This is a genomic window from Hymenobacter jeongseonensis, assembly GCF_015694725.1.
In the GTDB taxonomy this organism is placed as follows: Bacteria; Bacteroidota; Bacteroidia; order Cytophagales; family Hymenobacteraceae; genus Hymenobacter; species Hymenobacter jeongseonensis.
This window is the reverse complement of the sequence record NZ_JADQDQ010000011.1, coordinates 41,009-60,094: the sequence shown is the minus strand read 5'-3', so window position 1 is coordinate 60,094 and position 19,086 is coordinate 41,009. Positions and strand designations below refer to the sequence as shown.

The window sequence follows — 19,086 nt, the reverse complement described above, 5'->3', positions numbered from 1 at the left end:
ATGACCATTATTTTCCTGCTCATCGGCATTAGCCTGATAGTCGCGTTGCTTTTTTTGGGGGCTTTTCTGTGGGCCGTGCGCTCGGGCCAATACGAGGACACCTACACGCCCGCCGTGCGGATGCTGTTTGAAGAACCCGCGGAGGACGAAGAATAGGCCCTGCGCTATATGGCTGCCTGATAGGAATCAAGTCCTTGGCTGACTTTTATCATATTTCCCAAATACCGTCTGCGGGACCTTTGAAGCAGTAAAAACTACTCTTCTCAGGCCCATGCAAGCTGAATTACACGTACCCACGGCGGCCACCCTGCCCCTCTTGGTGCCCCCGCCGCCCGCCCGCGGAATCGAGACCTTCTTCTACGACAACAAGATTGTCCGCGACTTTGGCATTGCCACCGTGGTCTGGGGCATCATCGGGATGCTGGTGGGGGTGCTGGCCGCCTTTCAGCTGGCCCGGCCCGAGGTGAACCTGGGCAACGCCTACACCACCTTCGGCCGCATCCGGCCGCTGCACACCAACGCCGTGATTTTCGCCTTCGTGGGCAACGGCATTTTCACGGGTGTGTACTATTCCTTGCAGCGCCTGTGCAAGACGCGGATGTTCTCCGACGTGCTTAGCAAAATCCATTTCTGGGGCTGGCAGCTCATCATCGTTTCGGCGGTGATTTCGCTGCCGTTGGGCCTCACCACCAGCAAGGAATACGCCGAGCTGGAATGGCCCATCGACATTGCCATTACGCTGGTGTGGGTGGTGTTTGGCTGGAACATGTTCGGCACCATTGCCAAGCGGCGCGAGCGGCACCTGTATGTGGGCATCTGGTTCTACATCGCCACCTTCCTCACGGTGGCCGTGCTGCACATCGTCAACTCGATGGCGCTGCCGGTGAGCTTCATGAAAAGCTACTCGATGTATGCTGGCGTGCAGGACGCGCTGGTGCAGTGGTGGTACGGCCACAACGCGGTGGCCTTCTTCCTCACCACGCCCTACCTGGGTTTGATGTACTACTTCCTGCCCAAGGCAGCGGAGCGTCCGGTGTACTCCTACCGCCTGAGCATCATTCACTTCTGGTCGCTTATTTTCATTTACATCTGGGCCGGGCCGCACCACTTGCTGTACACAGCACTGCCCGACTGGGCGCAGAGCCTGGGCGTGGCCTTCAGCATCATGCTCATTGCGCCAAGCTGGGGCGGCATGATAAACGGCCTGCTGACCCTGCGCGGTGCCTGGGACAAAGTCCGCACCGAGCCCGTGCTTAAGTTCTTCGTGGTGGCCATCACGGCCTACGGCATGGCCACGTTCGAGGGCCCCATGCTGGCGCTAAAAAACGTGAATGCCCTGGCCCACTTCACCGACTGGATTGTGGCTCACGTGCACGTTGGTGCCCTAGGCTGGAATGGTTTCCTGACTTTCGGCATGCTGTACTGGCTGTGGCCGCGCCTCTACAAAACGCCGCTGTTCTCCACCAAGCTGGCCAACACTCACTTCTGGCTGGGCACCTTCGGCATCTTGTTTTATGCCATTCCCATGTATTGGTCGGGCTTCACGCAGGGGCTGATGTGGAAGCAATTCAACGCCGAGGGCATGCTGCAATACCCCAACTTCCTGGAAACGGTCATCCAGATTGTGCCCATGTACTACCTGCGCGGCATCGGCGGCGTGCTCTATTTGAGCGGCGTGTTCTTGATGATGTTAAACCTGTACAAAACGGCCAAAAGTGGCGCGCTGCTGGCCAATGAAATGGCGCAGGCCCCCGCGCTGCTCCCCGCCGCCGAAGACCCGCACGCCACCGGCGGCCACTGGCACCGCTGGCTGGAGCGCCGCCCCTTTCAGCTGGCCGTGGGCGCTACCATTGCCATTCTCATCGGCGGCGTGATTGAAATGGTGCCCATGTTCCTGGTGAAAAGCAACGTGCCCACCATTGCCTCGGTGAAGCCTTATACCTCGCTCGAATTGCAGGGCCGCGACCTTTACATCAAGGAAGGCTGCTCGAACTGCCACACCCAGATGGTGCGCCCCTTCCGCTCCGAAACCGAGCGCTACGGCGAATACTCCAAAGCCGGCGAGTTTGTGTATGACCGGCCCTTCCTGTGGGGCAGCAAGCGCACCGGGCCCGATTTGCACCGCCTGGGCGGCAAATACCCGCACTCCTGGCATTACAACCACATGATGGACCCCACCAGCATGTCGCCCGGCTCCATCATGCCGCCCTACCCGTGGCTGCTCGATAACGAAATTGACTACTCCGACCTGCCCGCTAAAATCCGGGTGCTCCAGCAGCTGGGCACGCCCTACCCCGCCGGCTACGACCAGCAAGCTGTAGCCGACGCCCAAAAACAAGCCCAGGGCATCGTGGCCGACCTGAAAAAGGAAGACATCGTAGTAAAATCCGACCGGGAAATCGTGGCCCTGATTGCCTACCTCCAGCGCCTGGGCACCGACATCAAGGTGAAGCCCGAGCAGGCCGCCGCCACGGCGGATGCCGCCGCGCAGTAGCCACGCAGCAAAAAGAACGTCATGCTGAGCTTGTCGAAGCATCTCTACCTCAATGGTAATTAATGCCTTTACAACGAAGCGGCAGAGATGCTTCGACAAGCTCAGCATGACCGGCGGCTGGCAATCAAATCCCTCCAAAACCTCCTCACCATGTACAAAGAAGTTCTGCAGTCCATCACGGGCATTTCGATTTACCCGCTCATCTCCTTCGTCATTTTCTTCCTCTTTTTCATAGCCCTGTTGGTGTACGTGCTGGTCGTCAATCGCCAGCACATCAGTGCCATGAGCATGCTGCCGCTGCTGGAAGATGAGCCCCTGAAACCCGTTAAATCCAACCCCTCATGCTAGCGCCAGCGAAAACCACCCGATTGGCGTTGCTGACTGCGGCCAGCCTCCTGCTGCGCGGCGTAGCCCACGCCCAGACTCCGGAAACCACCGCGCCCGCCAAAGCCGCCGGCATGAACCAGCAGGAGCTGCTGTTCTGGCTGCTGCTGGGCCTGTTGGGCGTGCTGCTGCTGACGCTGCTGTCCGTAGGCATCACCATCGTAGTGCAGATGAAGACGCAGCTGCGCCAGCTCTACGACCTGCCCACGGTGCACGGCACCTGGAGCGGCAAGGTGCTGGGCCTGCTGGTGGGCGATGCCACGCTGGTGCGCGGCGAGTACAAGGATGAGCTCCTCGACCACAACTACGACGGCATCCACGAGTTCGACAACGACCTGCCGCCGTGGTGGAAGTACGGTTTCTACTTCACCATCGTGTTTGGCCTTGTGTACGTGGGCTACTACCACCTCACCACCAAGGGCCAGCTGCAAGCCGCTGAGTACGAAACCGAAATGCGCCAGGCGGCGCTGCTCGTCTCGGCCGGGGCCGATGACCCCACCAAGCTCACCACCTACCAGGCCCTGGCCACCGCGGCCGACCTGAGCAGCGGCAAAAGCATCTACACCACCAACTGCGCCCCCTGCCACGGCGCCAACGCCGAGGGCAAAGTCGGTCCCAACCTGACCGACGAATTCTGGCTGCACGGCGGGGAGGTGAACCACGTCTACAAAACCATCAAGTACGGCATTCCGAGCAAGGGCATGGTGGCCTGGAAAGGCAAGCTTTCTGGCAAGCAGATTCTGCAGGTGGCGTCCTACGCCCTGAGTTTGCAAGGCTCCAAGCCGGCTAATGCCAAGGAGCCGCAGGGCGAGAAAGAGGCTCCTAATAAGCCTGTAGCCAAGCTGTAACGGCTGATTACAACCCCAGTAGCACGTCATGCTGAGCGCAGTCGAAGCATCTCTACTGCTTCGTTGGGTAGCGTTGATTACTCCTGCGGTAGAGATGCTTCGACTGCGCTCAGCATGACGTCCCTATTTGATTTTCCTCCCACTTCCTCCAACCCATGGCCACCACCCAATTCAAACCCGACGACGCCTACCGCGACAGCATCTCCACGGTGGATGCGGCGGGCAAGCGGGTGTGGCTCTATCCTAAGAAGCCCGCCGGCCGCCTCTACCGCGCCCGGAAGTGGCTGAGCTACGGCTTTCTGGCCGTGCTGTTTGCCGGGCCCTGGCTGCGGCTCAATGGCCTGCCGCTGCTGATGCTGAACCTGCCGGCGCGGAAGTTCATCATCTTCGGCCAGATATTCTGGCCGCAGGACTTCTTCATTCTGCTGCTGGCCACGCTCACATTTCTGGTGTTCATCATCCTGTTCACGGTGGTGTACGGGCGCGTGTTTTGCGGCTGGGTGTGCCCGCAGACCATTTTCCTTGAGATGGTGTTCCGCCGCATTGAGTACTGGCTGGAAGGCGACGCCCCCCAGCAAAAGGCCCTCGACCGGCGCGCGCTTGATTGGGACAAGCTCTGGCGCAAAACCACCAAGCACGTTCTGTTTCTGGCTGTCTCGTTTTTCATTGCCAACACCTTTCTGGCCTACATCATCGGCTCGGATGCGCTGGTGGCCATCATCACCGACCCGCTCACGGCCCATTTGGGCGGGCTGGCGGCCATGATCGGCTTCACGGGCGTGTTCTACGCCGTGTTTGCGCGGTTTCGGGAGCAGGTGTGCACCATTGTGTGCCCCTACGGCCGCCTGCAGGGCGTATTGCTCGACCAGGACAGCCTGGTAGTGGCCTATGACTACAAGCGGGGCGAGCCGCGCGAGAAGCTGCACAAGAACAAGGTGCGCACCGAGGGCGACTGCATCGACTGCCACCAGTGCGTGCAGGTGTGCCCCACCGGCATCGACATCCGCAACGGCGCGCAGCAGATGGAGTGCACCAACTGCACCGCCTGCATCGATGCCTGCAATTCCATCATGGACCTGGTGAATTTGCCGCAGGGCCTCATCCGCCACGCCTCGGAAAACGGCATTGCCAACGGCACCAAATTCCGGTTCACGGGCCGCGTGAAGGCGCTCTCGGGCGGGCTGGTGCTGCTGCTGGCCGTGCTCACGGGCCTGCTGGTGTCGCGCTCCAACGTGGAAGCCACCGTGCTACGCACGCCCGGGCAGCTCTACCAAAAAACCGACCACGGCACCATCACCAACCTCTACAACATCTCGGTCATCAACAAAACCAACCGCCGCTACCCCATCACCCTGCGCATCCTCGAACCCGCGCAGGGCCAGATTTCGCTCATCGGCACCAATGGCCTGAAACTGCCCGCCCAAGGCATCACCGAAGGCGTGTTTTTCGCTGAACTACCCCGCACCGCCCTGCACCGCACCAACCAGAAAATCCGCATCGGCCTGTTCAGCGGCGGCGAGTTGATTTCGGAAACCAGCACCAAGTTTCTCGGGCCATCGCAGTAGCTGGTAGTGCTGGCAACTAATTAGCACGTCATGCTGAGCGCAGCCGAAGCATCTCTACCGCAGTAGTAATCAACGCTGCCACAACGAAGCGGTAGAGATGCTTCGACTGCGCTCAGCATGACCGTTCTCAAACCCAAACACCCATGACTAACCCGGCCGTTTCCCCTCCCAAACGCAACATCTGGCCCTACGCCATCATCGCGGTATTCGTGCTGTTCGCCGCCTACATCGGCTCGATGGTGTACCGGGCCATGCAAACCGACGTGAACCTGGTCAGCGCCGACTATTACCAAAAGGAGCTGGCCCACCAGCAGCGCATGGACGCCGTGGCCCGCACCACCGCTTTGCCCACGCCGGTGCAAATCCGCCACGATGCCGCCAGCCGGCGCCTGACGCTGGAGTTGCCGGCGGCGCTGGCGGGCCAGGCCGTGCAGGGCCAAGTCCACTTTTTCCGCCCTTCCAACGAAGACCTGGATTTCGCGCTGCCCCTGCAGCCGGCGGCGGATTTGCGGCAGTCCATCAACACCAGCAAAATGGCGCCCGGCCTGTGGCGCGTTCAGCTCGATTTCACGGCCGGTGGACAAGCCTATTTCCTCGAACAAGACCTCACGCTTAACTGAACTAAACCATGCTCTTGGCCGGATTCCTCTTTGGATTGCTGGGCAGTTTCCACTGCGTGGGCATGTGCGGGGCCATTGCCCTGGCGCTGCCCGGCGGCGTGGATAAGGCGACTTCGCCGCTGCGCTACGCGGGCGGCCGCCTGCTCTACAACCTGGGCCGCGTCACGACCTATGCTACCCTAGGGGCCGCGGCCGGGCTGGTGGGCCAAGGCCTGCGCCTAGCCGGGGTGCAGCAGGGCTTATCCATTGCCTCGGGCGTGCTGATTTTGCTGCTGGTGGCGGTGCCGGAGCGCTACACCAGCCGCCTGGCCAGTGCTCTGGGCCTGAACCAGCCGCTGGCTTGGGTGAAAACCACTTTGGGCCGCCTGTTTCAGCGGCCTGCGCTGTCGGCTCTGTATGCCACGGGCGTGCTCAATGGCCTGCTGCCCTGCGGCCTGGTGTACCTCGCGCTGGCCGGGGCGCTGAGCGCGCCGGGCGTGGCGGGCGCGGCGGCTTACATGGCCTGCTTTGGCCTGGGCACGCTGCCGCTGATGTTCGGCTTGTCGTTGAGCGGGCGCCTGGTGCCGTTGTTCTGGCGCACCCGCATGCGCCAGGCCGTGCCCTACGCGGCTTCGGTGCTGGCGGTGCTGTTCATCGTGCGCGGGCTGGGACTCGGCATTCCTTACCTGAGCCCGCAGTTGGGGCCTTCCGCTGCCAAAACCACCGCTTCCCAGCGGGCCACGGTGTACGACTGTCACTAGTCTCTTCTCATTTTCTCTCCCATTATTCGGCCTACTGCGCGCCCCTGCTCATGAAAACCATTCTCGTCCCCATCGACCACACCCCGGCCGCCGAATTCACCTTGGCTTACGCCAACAAGCTGGCCGTGCGCTGGCCCGCCGAAGTGGTGCTGCTGTACTGCCACCAGCTCGATGACCAGGCCGCCGAGCCCGCCGCCGTGCTGCGGGCCCAGGAGCAGCGGTTGCGCGTGTTGGTTGAGCGCCTGCGTTACCAGCAGCTCACCCGCCAAAATGGCCGCCGCATTCAGTACCGCTACCGGGTGCTGGCCGGCTGCCTGCACGACCATGTGCAAGCCGAAGCCGCCGCCTGCGCCGCTGACCTCGTGGTGATGGGCCTCGAGCACATCGACTGCGGCCAGGAAGAAGCCCCCGGCAACCACGCGGCCACCATCGCCGCCCTGGTGAGCTGCCCGGTGCTGGTGGTGCCGGCCAAGCACCGCTCCTTGCCCAACAGCTTGGTTTTCTCCGCCGATTTTGATGCCTTGGGCCTGCACCTGCTGCCTCGGCTCTCGGGCCTGGCCAGTGCCTTTCCGGGTTCGCTGGATTTGGTGCAGTTCTACCCGCGCACGGCGCGGCCCCGGCGCCGGCGCCTGAAGCAGGCCCTCGGGCGGGCCGCGTCGCAGCTCACCTGGCCCACCATCACCGAGCATTTGGTGGAAGACGAAGCGCCCTTGGAAGGCATCAGCGAGTACTGCGCCCGCACGCAGGCGCAGCTGCTCATCATTGCACCGGCCACCACGGCGCAGCTCCTGCGCTACTTCGACCAGTGCTACACCCAAACGCAGGCCTACCACACCCAAATCCCGGTGCTGGTGCTGCGCGCCACCGAACCCGCCGTGCCCGAAGCCTGCTGCGAACACTGCCAGCAGCGCCTGGCCCAGGAAGAAGCCGCCGCCCGGCTCGCCGCCTACCGCGCCGTGGCCTGGGCCTGAACCAGTCCTGCTCATTCTTAACTCCGCATTTGCTTAACTCTGCTTCATCATGACTGCTGTTGAAACCCTGACCCTGCCCCGCACCCGGGTTGAGAACTGGATGCGCCACTTTCAAGATTGGCTCTGCTACCGGCTGGAGCTGGCCGATGGCAGCGGCATCAAGTTCCAGGAAACGCCCTGGGAGCACGCCGGCGGTGGCGGGGGCCGCACCCGCGTGCTGCTAAACGGCGACATATTGGAGAAAGGCGGCGTGGCCTTTTCCACCGTGCGCGGCGGCCTCACCGAGCAGGCCGCGCAAGCGCTGCTCCTGCCCGACCGGCGCTACTTTGCCACCGGCGTGAGCGTGGTGCAGCACCCGCGCAGCCCCCTGGTGCCCATCTCGCACATGAACGTGCGCTACTTTGAGGCCGGCAACGGTGAAGCCTGGTTCGGTGGCGGGCTCGACCTGACCCCGATTTACGTGGACGAGGCGCAGGCCCGCTGGTTTCACGAGCAGATTCGCGAGATGTGCCAGCGTCACGACCCCAGCTATTACTCGCGCTTTAAGAAGTGGGCCGACGAGTATTTCTACCTGCCGCATCGCAAGGAAACGCGCGGCGTAGGCGGCATCTTTTTCGACCGCCTCACCGTGGGCCAAGACGGCTCGTTTGAAGAGCTGTTTGCCTTCGTGCAGGACGTGGGCGAACTCTACGGCCGCACCTACGCCGCCATCATGCGGCAAAACCAGGGCCTGATTTTCACTGAGCGGGAAAAGCAATGGCAGCAAGTGCGCCGCAGCCGCTACGCCGAGTTCAACCTCGCCATTGACCGAGGCACCCGCTTCGGCCTCGAAACCGGCGGCCGCACCGAAAGCATCCTCATGAGCCTGCCCCCGCAAGCCGAGTGGCACTACAACTACACCGTCGAGCCCGGCTCGCCGGAGGAAGCCACGCAGCAGTGGCTGAAGCAGGGTGTGGAGTGGGCGCCGGCTGCGGCCGTGCCGGCGTAGTGCTTACCTAAGAAACAGCGTCATGCTGAGCGCAGCCGAAGCATCTCTACCGCCAGAGTAATTATTTACTTCCTCAGTAGAGATGCTTCGGCTGCGCTCAGCATGACGGTCTAGTCCCCAAAATTTTAACCTTAATAAGCGCCTGGTGCTTTTAAACTCCTTCTTATTTGACCTCATGCGAATTCCCCTCGGCCTTACCAGCCTTTCCCTAGCCTTGTTGCTCGTGGCCTGTGACACCAAAAATCCCAACGGCATGCCCGATGAAGCGGCCGGTCAGGGTGCCATCAAGGTTGCCACCGACAATCCGCCCAAGCCTGACTCGGCCGCTGCGCGCACCGAAAACGCTGTGATGCCCGCCGACACCTCCGTGGCCGGGGCGTGGCTGCTGCTGGAAGGCGCCCTGCGCGGCCACGATGCCGCAGTGCTCAACCAGCTCCTCGACCCGGAATTTGGCCTCTGGATTCTGGAGCAGCCCGGCGCTGTGCCGCTGGTGACGCGAGTGGCCGAAGTGGAAGCTTTCCGCCGCTCTTACCAGAACCTGCCGCTGTTTTCGCTGGACAAGCAGCTCATGACCTGCCCGCAGCTGCAAAACGTGGCGCGGCTGCTGGAAGCCGACTGCGCCCTGCAAACCAAGGATAACGCGGGGTTTGCCCGGCAAGGTTGTTTTGCTGGTCCGGCCACCGCCTTTCGGGCGCTGGACTTGTGGGGGAGTGCCACGGTGAAAGGTGGCACGGCCGCGCAGGGCCAGGCGGCCCAAGGGCGCACCGTGCGCAGCGTGCTGCAAACCCGGACCGGGTTTCGGTTTCACTTCGCCAAGTCGGCGGGGGTGGGCGGGCGCTGGCGCCTGATATTTCTGGACCTGCGCGTGCCCTGTTCGGCCTGATGCCGGGCGCTAGGCTAGGGCGGCAGCCGGCTGCCGCTCCAAGTCGAATAGCTCGCTGAGCAGTTCGACCAGCTGGCCGGGTTCGCCGCGCTTGCAGGCCGCCTTGAGCTGCAGCACGGGCTGCTTGAGCACCTTTTGCATCAGCGAGCGGGTGATTTCGTCCAGCATTCCGGCTTCGGCAGGGCTCATTCGCTTGCCGTAGCGCTGCATTTCCTCCTGCCGCAGCTGCTCCAGGGCGTTTTTCAGCTTGTGGATGGTGGGCGACACGGCCATTTCCTCGCTCCAGTCCTGCAGGCCGGCCACACTTTCGGCAATGATGGCGCGCACCTGGGGCACGGCTGCTAGCCGCCGCTCTAGGGCCGCCGAGGCCTTGCTCTGAATGGCCTCGAGTGGATAGAGCAACACGCCGGGCACCGTTTCGACCGTGGCAGCAATGCTGTGGGGCATGGACAAATCGACCAGGTACTTGTGGCTGAGCACGGGCTGGTTGCCCAGCAGTTCCGGTGTGATGAGCGGCGATGGAGCGGCCACCGAAGAAATAACAACGTCGGCCGCCTGAATGCCGCGGGCCAAATCGGCAAAATCTAGCACGGGCAGTCCGCACTCGGCCGCTACGGCTTCGGCCCGGGCCCGCGTGCGGTTGCAAATAGTGACGTGCGCAAACCGCGGGTTGGCCGCAAAATACCGGGCCACGTCGGCTCCGAAATCTCCCGCGCCCAGCAGCAGCACCCGGGGGCTGGGCAGGTGGGCCGTGAGGTCCTCCACCAGCTGCAAGGCAGCGTAGGCAACCGAGGCGGTTCCGTCGCAGAAGCCCGTTTCCTGGCGCACCCGCTTGTGGGTGAAAAATACGGTGTGCAGCAGCCGGTGCAGAAATGGGCCCGCCGTATCCGCGTCCGCCGACCATTGGTAGGCCTGCTTCACCTGGTGGCTTATCTGCTGGTCGCCGATTACCTGCGCGTCCAGGCCCATGGCTACTTCGAAGAGATGTTGCACGGCGGCGGCCCCGGTGAGACTGATAAAGTAAGGCGCGAGCCGGGCGGGGGAGGGGAAGTGCTTAATGCGGGCCCATTCGTCGAGGATGGCGCCGCTCTGGTCCTGGTCAGCACAGTAATATATTTCGGTGCGGTTGCAGGTGCTCAGCACGAGCACATCGGTAAGCCCCAGGCCTTTGTTTAGCGTAATCAGCAAGGCGCGGCAGGCGGGCTCGCTCAGTGCCAACTGCTCCCGAACGGCAGCAGGGGCGTGCCGGTGACTAAGGCTGAGAACGTTGAAACCTTGGTTCATGCGAAGATTCGAAGTGGAGAGAGTAGGAACGCGCACGCCGGATGCGAATCAGGCGCTGACAAAGGTCCTTGCCACCGCAAGCCGAAAGCATGACACACGTCATCAGTCCAGCTGATTGGTGTCATGGTAAGCCGGACCGGACCGTGGCACTTTTGTGGGATAAAACCGGGGTGTGCCCAGGCTAAAGCAGGGGCGAGGCCAGCGGTCGGTTTCCGGGCCTGCTTTGCCTTTCGGTTCCGGCCTGGCGCGCTCCCTGCCTGCTCCAGGTCCTGCTGCACTACTGCAGCAGGCCAGTACTTCCCAGCAATTTCGCGCTATGAAAACCCTTCTGTTACTTGGTGTGGTCCTGCTGCTGGCCAGCAGCAGTCGTGCCCAACTCATCAGCTCCGACCAAGTGCCACCGCTGGCCTTCGTGGCCCTCCAGCAGCAGCATCCGCGCGCCACCACCGTTCAATGGAAAAAGACCCAGGGGCTGTATCAGGCCAGTTTCACCCAGGGCCCGGCCCAGCAATTGGTCCGTTTTACGGCTAATGGGGACGTGGAATCCACCGGTGTGCCGTTGGCCGTGAGTGCCCTGCCAGCCTCCGTGCTCCAAACGCTGGCCGTGCACTACCCGAGCCGGAAAGTCTGCCAGGCTGCCAAATTCGTGAACGCCCACACGCAGGCTATTACCTATGAGGCCGCGACTTGCGAAAGCAGTCTCAGCCGAACCCTCGTGTTCACGGCCGATGGCCGCAAGGTGCGCCGCACCAGCCACCGCTAGCTTGTTTGATTTGTACACGAAGCTGTTTGATTCCTGTTCTCGGCGGGCAAGGGGCTGGAGGACCTTTGTATTACACCGGCACTACGCCGCTTGCGTTTCGCCAAGCGGCGTAAAAAGCACTAATCGTTCCTAACGAAGGCCACACCGAAACGAGCCGACCATCAGGTCGGCTCGTTTCGGTGTGGCCTTCGTTTAAATAAGCTGATAGTGCGCATAAGGTACTTGCTCGTCCCAATTGCAGTGAGAACCCCATCAGCATGCGTCCCCCCCACGCTCCAACGGCTGCTTAGTGTTTGCTGCCAAACGCTAGGAGCGGAGCGCCCCTGAGTTGCTTTGCCTAAGCGGTGGGTTCAACTCCTGTCAAATGCCACGCCTGCTGAAGCCCTTGCGCGCTGCTTTGGTGGTCTGCTCATACATCGCAGGAGAGGTAGAGTAACTCATTGTCTGTGAGGCGATTTTTAGCTATATAAGCCGCCCGCGCCCTGACGGCCGCCTGCTTCCCAACTCTGGTTAGGAAAAAAACCTCGACAAAATGGCACTGCTGCGCTTGAGCCGGTGTTGAAGCTCAACATTTTTCGGTTTTAATGAATTTACAGCGCTGATTAGTGATATTTTTTATGTGAATATTTCCGAGTTTTCGTGCTTGGGTCGCCTTGCTTTTCAGCCATTTCTGCTTCTCTATTCTTTCACACATACGCTTTATTTATTATGAGAAATGCAATGAGATGGGCTTGGTTGGTCTTTGGTGCCAGTCCGTTACTCACAAAAGCGCAGGCGACGGTGGTCGTTAATACGGAGTCGGTCATTGCGAGCGGGGTAGCCGACAAATACGGCATCAACCTCAACGCGGGGCTTGATGCCGACGCCAACCGGCCCGCCGGGGCCCGGCCGCTGGCCCAGGCCGTTCAGGAAATGGGGGCCAAGCGGCTGCGCTTCCCCGGCGGTGCAAAATCTAATTTTTACGTGTGGGCTGCGGCACCCTACACTTCGGCGGCCACGGCGCACTGGGTTCCGGGCAGCTATTACGCTGGGGCTTCGCGCAACACCATGAACACGGACCAACTCATGGCCACGTGCCGGCAAACGGGCGCCCAGGCCCACATCAACGTGGCCTACAACCCGGCAGCCGGCCTCGACCAGCAAGTAGCCGCGGCGTGGGTCCGGTACGCAAATATCACGAAGGGGTACGGCATCAAATACTGGGAAGTGGGCAACGAGATGTGGAACGACAAAGGCCTAAGCGCGGCGCAGGCCGCCGACATTGCCAGCCGCTACGCCGCGGCCATGAAAGCCGTCGACCCATCCATCAAAGTCGGCATCAGTTGGAACAGCCAGGCCGGCTTTCAAACCATTGTCAATGCCGCGCCCAATATCGATTTTGTGGCGTGTAGCAATTACACCACCGCTTGGTATGGTGCTTACAGTACGTACGCCACCACTCCCGACATAGACCTGCTGCCGGACGCCCGCGCGGCGCTCAATGCCGTGGGCAGCAGCGGAAAATCGGTGGTGGTTTCGGAATTCAACGCCATCAACTGGTACCAGGGCTGGGGCAAAACCAACGACCTGGGCCACGCGCTGGTCAACTTCGAAACCATTGGCCAGCTGCTCACCACCCCCCGCATTGATTACGGGGCGCTTTGGAACACCCGCTGGTTTGGCGAGGAATGGGATGGCTTTTCTCTGTACACCGCGCTCAACCGCGCCAATGGCCTGCATGCATCGGGCATGGCGCTGGCCGTGTGGGGCAAGTTCATTCAAGACCAACTCGTGAGGACCACCAGCAGCCCCACCGTGAAGACCTTTGCGGCGTACGATGCCAGCACGGGCACGCTCAATGTTTTTCTGGAAAACAAGGCCGAGCAGGCCCAGCGCGTCGCGGTGCCCATCCGGTCCTCCAACGCCTACGGGGCCACGGCGGCGGTGTGGCAGCTTACGGGCAGTGGCTCCTGGGACCAAACCCCCACGTGGGCCGCGGCCGCCCCGGTGCGCGTGGCCGGCAACACCATTCCCGAAATAAACCTGCCGGCGGTGTCCGTCACGGTGGTGTCGCTCACCAAAGCGGGCGCCGGGCCCGTGGCCACCACCCGGGTGGCGAACGGCGGCTTTGAAACCGGCACGCTGGCCCCGTGGGCCACTTGGCTGAACGGCGGCGAGGCGGGTCTCACCACCTCCACCACGCGGGCGGGCAGCCAGGCGGGCTGGGCCGGCGGCGGCTTGGCCTATCTCTACCAGGTAGTGCAGGGCCTGCAGCCCAATACCACCTACACCCTCACCTGCGACGTGGCGGCCTACAGCAGCAGCGGCGCCACGGCCTGGGTAGGTGTGAAGAACACGGGCACAACCGAACAGTACCAGGAAGTGGGCGATACCAATGGCGGTTGGCGCACGGTTAGCTTCACCTTTACGACTGGCAGCTCCCAAACTTCAGCGGAAATCTACCTCTGGAACACCGATGCCTCGACCTGGGCCTGGATAGACGAAGTGCGCCTAACCGACGGCTCCAGTGCCGCGCGGCAGCTCAGTGCCGTGGCGGCCGACCAACGGGCAGCCCCGCCGCTCGCAAACGCCCAGCTCACGGTATTTCCCAATCCCTTTCGGTCAACATTTACCTATGAGCTGCCCGAGCCCCATACACTCCAGGAAGTGCAGCTGCTGGACTTGCGCGGGGCGGAGGTATCCGGCGTGCTGGTGCAGCAGGGCGGCCGCCAAGGCCGCATCACACCGCCTGCGTCCCTGCCCGCCGGCCTTTACCTGCTCCGCCTGACCACCCCGCAAGGAAAGACGACGGTGCACAAAGTGGTGAAACAGTAAGCAAGGTCAATTTGAAAGGCCGGTAGCTTGGTTGCCGCGGTTTTGGCAGGCCAAAGCGAACTATGGAATGCCGCCATTTGCAGGCTGTTTTATGGTGTAAATCAGTGAAAATTTTAGTATATTTAAAGAGTAGTGGGCTTGTCGGTAATTCATTTATTGGTGCCGCTTCAACCGTTGAAAGGCGCCATCGCCATCCGAGTAAAGCACTTATGTGTCCAATAATCTTTCTCACTCATTAATTATACGGCCATGAATGAGCAGCAAAACACTCAGACAGTGCAAGAGGGATACGACCTATTTGTGAAAGGCGACATCTCCAACTTGCTCAACTTGTACACGGAAGACATTGAATTCATTTATCCCGGCATGGCGTCGCTGGTTCCGTATGCCGGCGTATTTCGTGGCAAGGAGGAAGTGGCCAAGTTCTTTGCCAAGGTGAGCGAGGCCATCGATTTTGAGCGGTTCGAGGTTCAGGAATGCATCGCGCAAGGCGATGCCGTTGTGGCCCTGGGCTACAGCAAAGGACACGTTCGCTCCACCGGGCAGCCCGAGGAAGAGGAGTGGGCCCACGTCCTGCGGATGCGAGATGGCAAAGTCGCGCACTTCCAGGCTTATACCGACACCGCGGCGGTGGCGCAGGCCTTCCAGCGCAGCAGCCACATGGCGGTATAGGCCCAATGCCCGGCGTCGGTGCGGAACCTGGCGACTGGGCTCTCGGCGGTGTGCCGGGAACAAGTCGCTTCCGAAGGTGCTGATAATAAAAAGACCCTTTGCGTTAGCGCAAAGGGTCTTTTTTATAACCGTACGCAGACACTTCGAACCTACTGGCTATAAGATATTACCTGAGCTACTATTTAGAATTGTTCTAAATAGACTTTCTGGCGCAGCTGTCAGCGCCTACCTTTGCTACTGTTTAGAATCATTCCAAATAAGTTTCTCATGGTTTCCCGAATTTACTGCGCTGCCCTTGTTCTGCTTTCTCTGGTCACTTTGCCCGCATTGGCCCAACAAACGGGCCGCATTGCTGGCCGCGTGACTACCACCGACGGCGACCCGGCCGAGTCGGTGAGCGTGGGCGTAGAAGGCCAGCCCCTGGGCGGCATTACTGATAGCAAGGGCCGCTACCGCATTAGCGCAGTGCCCGAAGGCACCTATAGGGTAGTGGTTTCCTTCGTGGGGCTCAAGCCGGCCCAGCAGCAGGTAACGGTAGCGGCGGGCCAGGTCGTGACCCTGGATTTTCGTTTGGTTGAGAGTACGGCGCAGCTGCAGGAGGTCGTAGTGCAGGGCGCCCGCACCAACCGGTTTGCCCGCACCAACAGCGAGTACGTGGGCAAAATGCCGCTCAAGAACCTGGAAAACCCGCAGGTGTACGCCACGGTGGGCAAGGAATTGTTGACCGAACAGCTGGTATTTACCGCCGATGACGCGACGCGCAACGTGCCCGGCCTGCAAAAAATGTGGGAAGCCACCGGGCGCGGCGGCGACGGCGGTGCGTTTTACAGCAGCCGGGGCTTCATCTTGTCCAGCCAGCTGCGCAACGGCGTGGCCGGCAACGTGACCAGCGACATCGACGCCATCAACCTGGAAAAGCTGGAGGTGATAAAGGGCCCGTCGGGCACGCTGTTTGGCAGCGCGCTCACGTCCTACGGGGGCTTGCTGAACCGCGTGACCAAGAAGCCGCTCGACACGTTTGGCGGCGAGCTGAACGTGGCGGCCGGCAGCTACGGCTTCCACCGGGTGAGCGCCGACGTGAACCTAGTGGACGGCCAGACGCCGACGCTGCAGCCCAAGCCGCTGGCCTTCCGCCTGAACACGGCCTACACCTACGAAGACAGCTTCCAGAACCTTGACTACACCGGGTTTGGCAAAAGCCTGGCCGTGGCGCCCAGCCTGCAATTCCGCCCCAACGACCGGTTGACGGTGAACGTGGATGCCGAGATTTACAAGGGCACCAACGTGGGCAAGCAGATTCTCTTCTTCTACTACCCATCGGCCGCGCTGGGGGCGTCGCGGGCCGATGAGCTGCCGCTCGACTACCGCCAGTCGTACCAAGGCGCGGGCTTGACGCAGGACACGCGCAGCACCAACCTGTTTGGACAGGTGCAGTACAAGATTTCACCGAGCATCACGTCCACCACTTTCCTGAGCAGTAGCCACAGCTTCTCGAACGGGTTCGGGCCGTATTTCTACCTGATGCCCGGCGACACGTTGGCCCGCGCCGACCAATCGACGGGCAACAGCCGCCGTACCGTGGTGGAGGCCCAGCAGCTGTTCAACGGAGACTTTAAAGTGGGCCGCCTGCGCAACCGCGTGGTGCTGGGCCTGGATTTCCTGCGCATCGATTCCGACGTGAACTTCCTCGGTGGCAACTTCGATAAAATCTCCTTGAACGCATCCAGCGCCGCCATTCGGGCCTTCAACGCCACGAATGTGAATGCGCTGTACGCGGCTGCTCCAACGGGCAATTACCTGGTAACGACCAAAACCAACACCTACAGCGCCTTTGTTTCGGATGTGCTCAACCTGACTGAGCAGCTGAGTGTGCTGGCCGCGCTGCGCGTCGACCATTTCGATAACAAGGGCGGACTCTTCTACTCGCCGGTCGCGGCTTATTCGCAAACGGCTTTCTCGCCGAAATTCGGCGCGGTTTATCAGCCCGTGAAGGACCGGGTGGCGTTCTTCGCCAACTACCAGAACAGCTTTAATAACCTCGGCACGTTCATCAACAGCAGCGGCGAATCGCGCATTGCCACGCCTGAGCGCGCCAACCAGCTCGAAGGCGGCGTGAAACTGGACGCGGCTGGGGGCCGTCTGAGCGCCACGGTGAGCTACTACGATATTCGGGTGGAAAACCGCCTGCGTAGCGTGCCCACCGTGGACCTGCCCAATGCCCAAACCCAGGATGCCACCCAGCTCAGCCGCGGCGTAGAGGTGAGCGTGATTGCCAGCCCGGCGCGCGGCTTTAACCTCGTGGGCGGCTTTTCCTACAACGACTCGAAGTTTGAGAACACCGCCGAGGACGTGAACGGCCGCCGGCCCAACACCGCGTCGTCGCCCATCGTGGCCAATGCTTGGCTGAGCTACCGCCAGCCCGAGGGCGTGCTCAAAGGCTTGGGCGCAGGTTTCGGCGGCAACTACGCCAGCGACAACCGCATCCAGAATACCAACACCAACGTCTTCACCCTGCCCGCCTACACCGTGCTCAACGCCAGCGTCTTCTACGACCAGCCCAAGTTTCGCCTGTCGGCCAAAGTCGATAACCTGACCGACCAGAAATATTGGATTGGCTACACTACCATGAACGCGCAGAAGCTGCGTAGCGTCATTGGCAGCGTGGCGTATAAGTTTTAAGCTTACGCTGGTGATGCCGAAATGTCATGCAGAGCGCCGCGAAGCATCTCGCGTGTGGTAGTAAACCAATCGTAAGGATTAGTGGTGGCACGCGAGATGCTTCGCGGCGCTCTGCATGACGTTCGTGCTTTTTTAATAGAAATCCAGTTTCCCCGCCCCATGACCATCAAAAAAGCCATCGGCAAATTGCACCTCTGGTTGGGCCTGAGCACGGGGCTGGTGGTGTTCATCGTGAGCCTGACGGGGGCCATCTTCACCTTTCAGGACGAAATCCGGGACGTAACGGAGCCCTGGCGCAAGGTGGAAGCCCAGGCTACTACGCCCATGCTGCGGCCTTCGCGCCTGCAGGCCGCCGCGCTGGCAACTCACCCGGGCGTGGCGAAAACCACGACGTGGGTGACTTATTTTGGTCCCGAGCGCTCGGCTACGGTATTTTTCACCGACCCGGCTGGCACACCCACGCTGGTGTACTTGAATCCTTATACCGGCCGGGTGCTGCAAGAGCTGGACCTCAGCCGGCACTTCTTCAGCATTGTGCAGGAAATTCACATGACTCTGCTGCTGCCCGAGGCCATCGCCAAATGGGTGGTGGGCGGCAGCGTCATCATCTTTCTGGTGATGCTGGTCACGGGCTTGGTGCTGTGGTGGCCCAAGCGCAAGCAGGAGCGCAAGCAGCGTTTCACCATCAAGTGGGGTGCCCGCTGGCGGCGCATCAACTATGATTTGCACAACGTGTTGGGTTTCTACATTGCCAGCCTTGCCGGGGTGCTGGCCCTCACGGGCTTGTTCATGCTTTTCCCTGTTATGCTCGACGCGACCATGTGGGCAGCCAATGGCGGGCGGACGTATCCGCAGGAAAAAGTGCTGCCCAAAGTGGACACCCTGCAAGCCGTGACGGCCGCTGCTCAGCCCCTGCCCGATGTCATTTACCGCACGGTGCTGCGCCGCTCGCCGGGGGCGGAAATGGTGCTCATCGGGCCAACCGGTACCGGCAAGGACCCCGCGTATTGCTGGACCTACCAGCAGGCGCTGCACTACTACCACCGCGACGAGTATGCGTTTCATCCCGTGTCGGGCCAATTGCTACTGGCCCGCTTCCACGCCGGGAAAAGTGCCGGCATGAAGCTGGGCGACATGAATTACGACGTGCACACCGGCCAGATTTTGGGCTTGGGCGGCAAAATCGTGGCTTTTCTTGTCAGCCTGTTGGCCGCCAGCCTGCCCGTGACGGGCACCTTGCTGTGGTGGGGCCGCCGGAACAAAAAGGCCAAGAAGTCGGCGCGCTTGCCGGTAGCTGGGCCGCCCCAAGTAGCGAATAGAAAAGCGCTCCAATAAAGTCCCGGACCAAGCTGTGGTTCCTGGAAAAGGCCTTTTTAAGGCA

Annotated in this window: 16 protein-coding genes; 15 read left to right on the top strand and 1 reads right to left on the bottom strand. The window is 61.4% G+C overall.

What is annotated here, in order from left to right; genetic code table 11:
* The 10 genes from ccoS (at position 1) to I2I05_RS18095 (ending at position 9,493) form a co-directional block, all read left to right on the top strand.
* Positions 1 to 156 (top strand): cbb3-type cytochrome oxidase assembly protein CcoS, encoded by a 156-nt coding sequence (gene ccoS / locus I2I05_RS18140; protein ID WP_196283668.1) that lies wholly within the window; start codon positions 1 to 3, stop codon positions 154 to 156.
* Between the two features lie 115 nt (positions 157 to 271).
* The gene (gene ccoN / locus I2I05_RS18135) at positions 272 to 2,494 is read left to right on the top strand and encodes a cytochrome-c oxidase, cbb3-type subunit I (RefSeq protein WP_196283667.1); all 2,223 of its coding nucleotides are present in this window, start codon (positions 272 to 274) and stop codon (positions 2,492 to 2,494) included.
* Positions 2,495 to 2,644: 150 nt separating this feature from the next.
* Complete coding sequence (locus tag I2I05_RS18130) at positions 2,645 to 2,842, top strand: hypothetical protein (protein WP_196283666.1); 198 nt, start codon at positions 2,645 to 2,647, stop codon at positions 2,840 to 2,842.
* Positions 2,836 to 3,726: a cbb3-type cytochrome c oxidase N-terminal domain-containing protein gene (locus tag I2I05_RS18125; RefSeq protein ID WP_196283665.1), complete on the top strand. Its 891-nt coding sequence runs from the start codon at positions 2,836 to 2,838 to the stop codon at positions 3,724 to 3,726. Before I2I05_RS18130 ends, I2I05_RS18125 begins: the two co-directional genes overlap by 7 nt.
* 155 nt (positions 3,727 to 3,881) lie before the next feature.
* Positions 3,882 to 5,291, top strand: coding sequence for a cytochrome c oxidase accessory protein CcoG (gene ccoG, locus I2I05_RS18120; RefSeq protein WP_196283664.1), 1,410 nt, complete (start codon positions 3,882 to 3,884; stop codon positions 5,289 to 5,291).
* Positions 5,292 to 5,434: 143 nt separating this feature from the next.
* Positions 5,435 to 5,911: a FixH family protein gene (locus tag I2I05_RS18115; protein ID WP_196283663.1), complete on the top strand. Its 477-nt coding sequence runs from the start codon at positions 5,435 to 5,437 to the stop codon at positions 5,909 to 5,911.
* An 8-nt stretch (positions 5,912 to 5,919) separates the two neighbouring features.
* A complete protein-coding gene (locus I2I05_RS18110) occupies positions 5,920 to 6,651 on the top strand; it encodes a sulfite exporter TauE/SafE family protein (protein WP_196283662.1) in 732 nt (243 codons plus the stop codon).
* Positions 6,652 to 6,701: 50 nt separating this feature from the next.
* Entirely contained in the window at positions 6,702 to 7,622 is a 921-nt protein-coding gene (locus I2I05_RS18105; protein ID WP_196283661.1) for a universal stress protein, read from the top strand.
* Between the two features lie 49 nt (positions 7,623 to 7,671).
* On the top strand, positions 7,672 to 8,610 hold the full coding sequence (gene hemF, locus I2I05_RS18100) for an oxygen-dependent coproporphyrinogen oxidase (RefSeq protein WP_196283660.1): 939 nt from the start codon (positions 7,672 to 7,674) through the stop codon (positions 8,608 to 8,610).
* A 175-nt stretch (positions 8,611 to 8,785) separates the two neighbouring features.
* The gene (locus I2I05_RS18095) at positions 8,786 to 9,493 is read left to right on the top strand and encodes a hypothetical protein (RefSeq protein WP_196283659.1); all 708 of its coding nucleotides are present in this window, start codon (positions 8,786 to 8,788) and stop codon (positions 9,491 to 9,493) included.
* A gap of 9 nt (positions 9,494 to 9,502) precedes the next feature.
* Here the strand turns inward: I2I05_RS18095 and hemA are convergent, their stop codons facing one another.
* Positions 9,503 to 10,777 (bottom strand): glutamyl-tRNA reductase, encoded by a 1,275-nt coding sequence (gene hemA, locus I2I05_RS18090; RefSeq protein ID WP_196283658.1) that lies wholly within the window; start codon positions 10,775 to 10,777, stop codon positions 9,503 to 9,505.
* Between the two features lie 316 nt (positions 10,778 to 11,093).
* Between hemA and I2I05_RS18085 the strand changes: the two genes are divergently transcribed.
* The 5 genes from I2I05_RS18085 to I2I05_RS18065 all read left to right on the top strand — a co-directional run bounded on the left by I2I05_RS18085 (position 11,094) and on the right by I2I05_RS18065 (position 19,040).
* The gene (locus tag I2I05_RS18085; RefSeq protein WP_196283657.1) at positions 11,094 to 11,540 is read left to right on the top strand and encodes a hypothetical protein; all 447 of its coding nucleotides are present in this window, start codon (positions 11,094 to 11,096) and stop codon (positions 11,538 to 11,540) included.
* 780 nt (positions 11,541 to 12,320) lie between these two features.
* Positions 12,321 to 14,354 carry a carbohydrate binding domain-containing protein gene (locus I2I05_RS22385; protein ID WP_196283656.1) on the top strand — a complete coding sequence of 678 codons (2,034 nt, stop codon included), beginning with the start codon at positions 12,321 to 12,323 and terminating at the stop codon, positions 14,352 to 14,354.
* A gap of 249 nt (positions 14,355 to 14,603) precedes the next feature.
* The gene (locus tag I2I05_RS18075; RefSeq protein WP_196283655.1) at positions 14,604 to 15,026 is read left to right on the top strand and encodes a nuclear transport factor 2 family protein; all 423 of its coding nucleotides are present in this window, start codon (positions 14,604 to 14,606) and stop codon (positions 15,024 to 15,026) included.
* Between the two features lie 267 nt (positions 15,027 to 15,293).
* Positions 15,294 to 17,705, top strand: a complete 2,412-nt coding sequence (locus I2I05_RS18070) for a TonB-dependent receptor (protein ID WP_196283654.1) — start codon at positions 15,294 to 15,296, stop codon at positions 17,703 to 17,705.
* A gap of 159 nt (positions 17,706 to 17,864) precedes the next feature.
* Positions 17,865 to 19,040, top strand: coding sequence for a PepSY-associated TM helix domain-containing protein (locus I2I05_RS18065; RefSeq protein ID WP_196283653.1), 1,176 nt, complete (start codon positions 17,865 to 17,867; stop codon positions 19,038 to 19,040).
* The last annotated feature ends 46 nt before the right edge of the window (positions 19,041 to 19,086 follow it).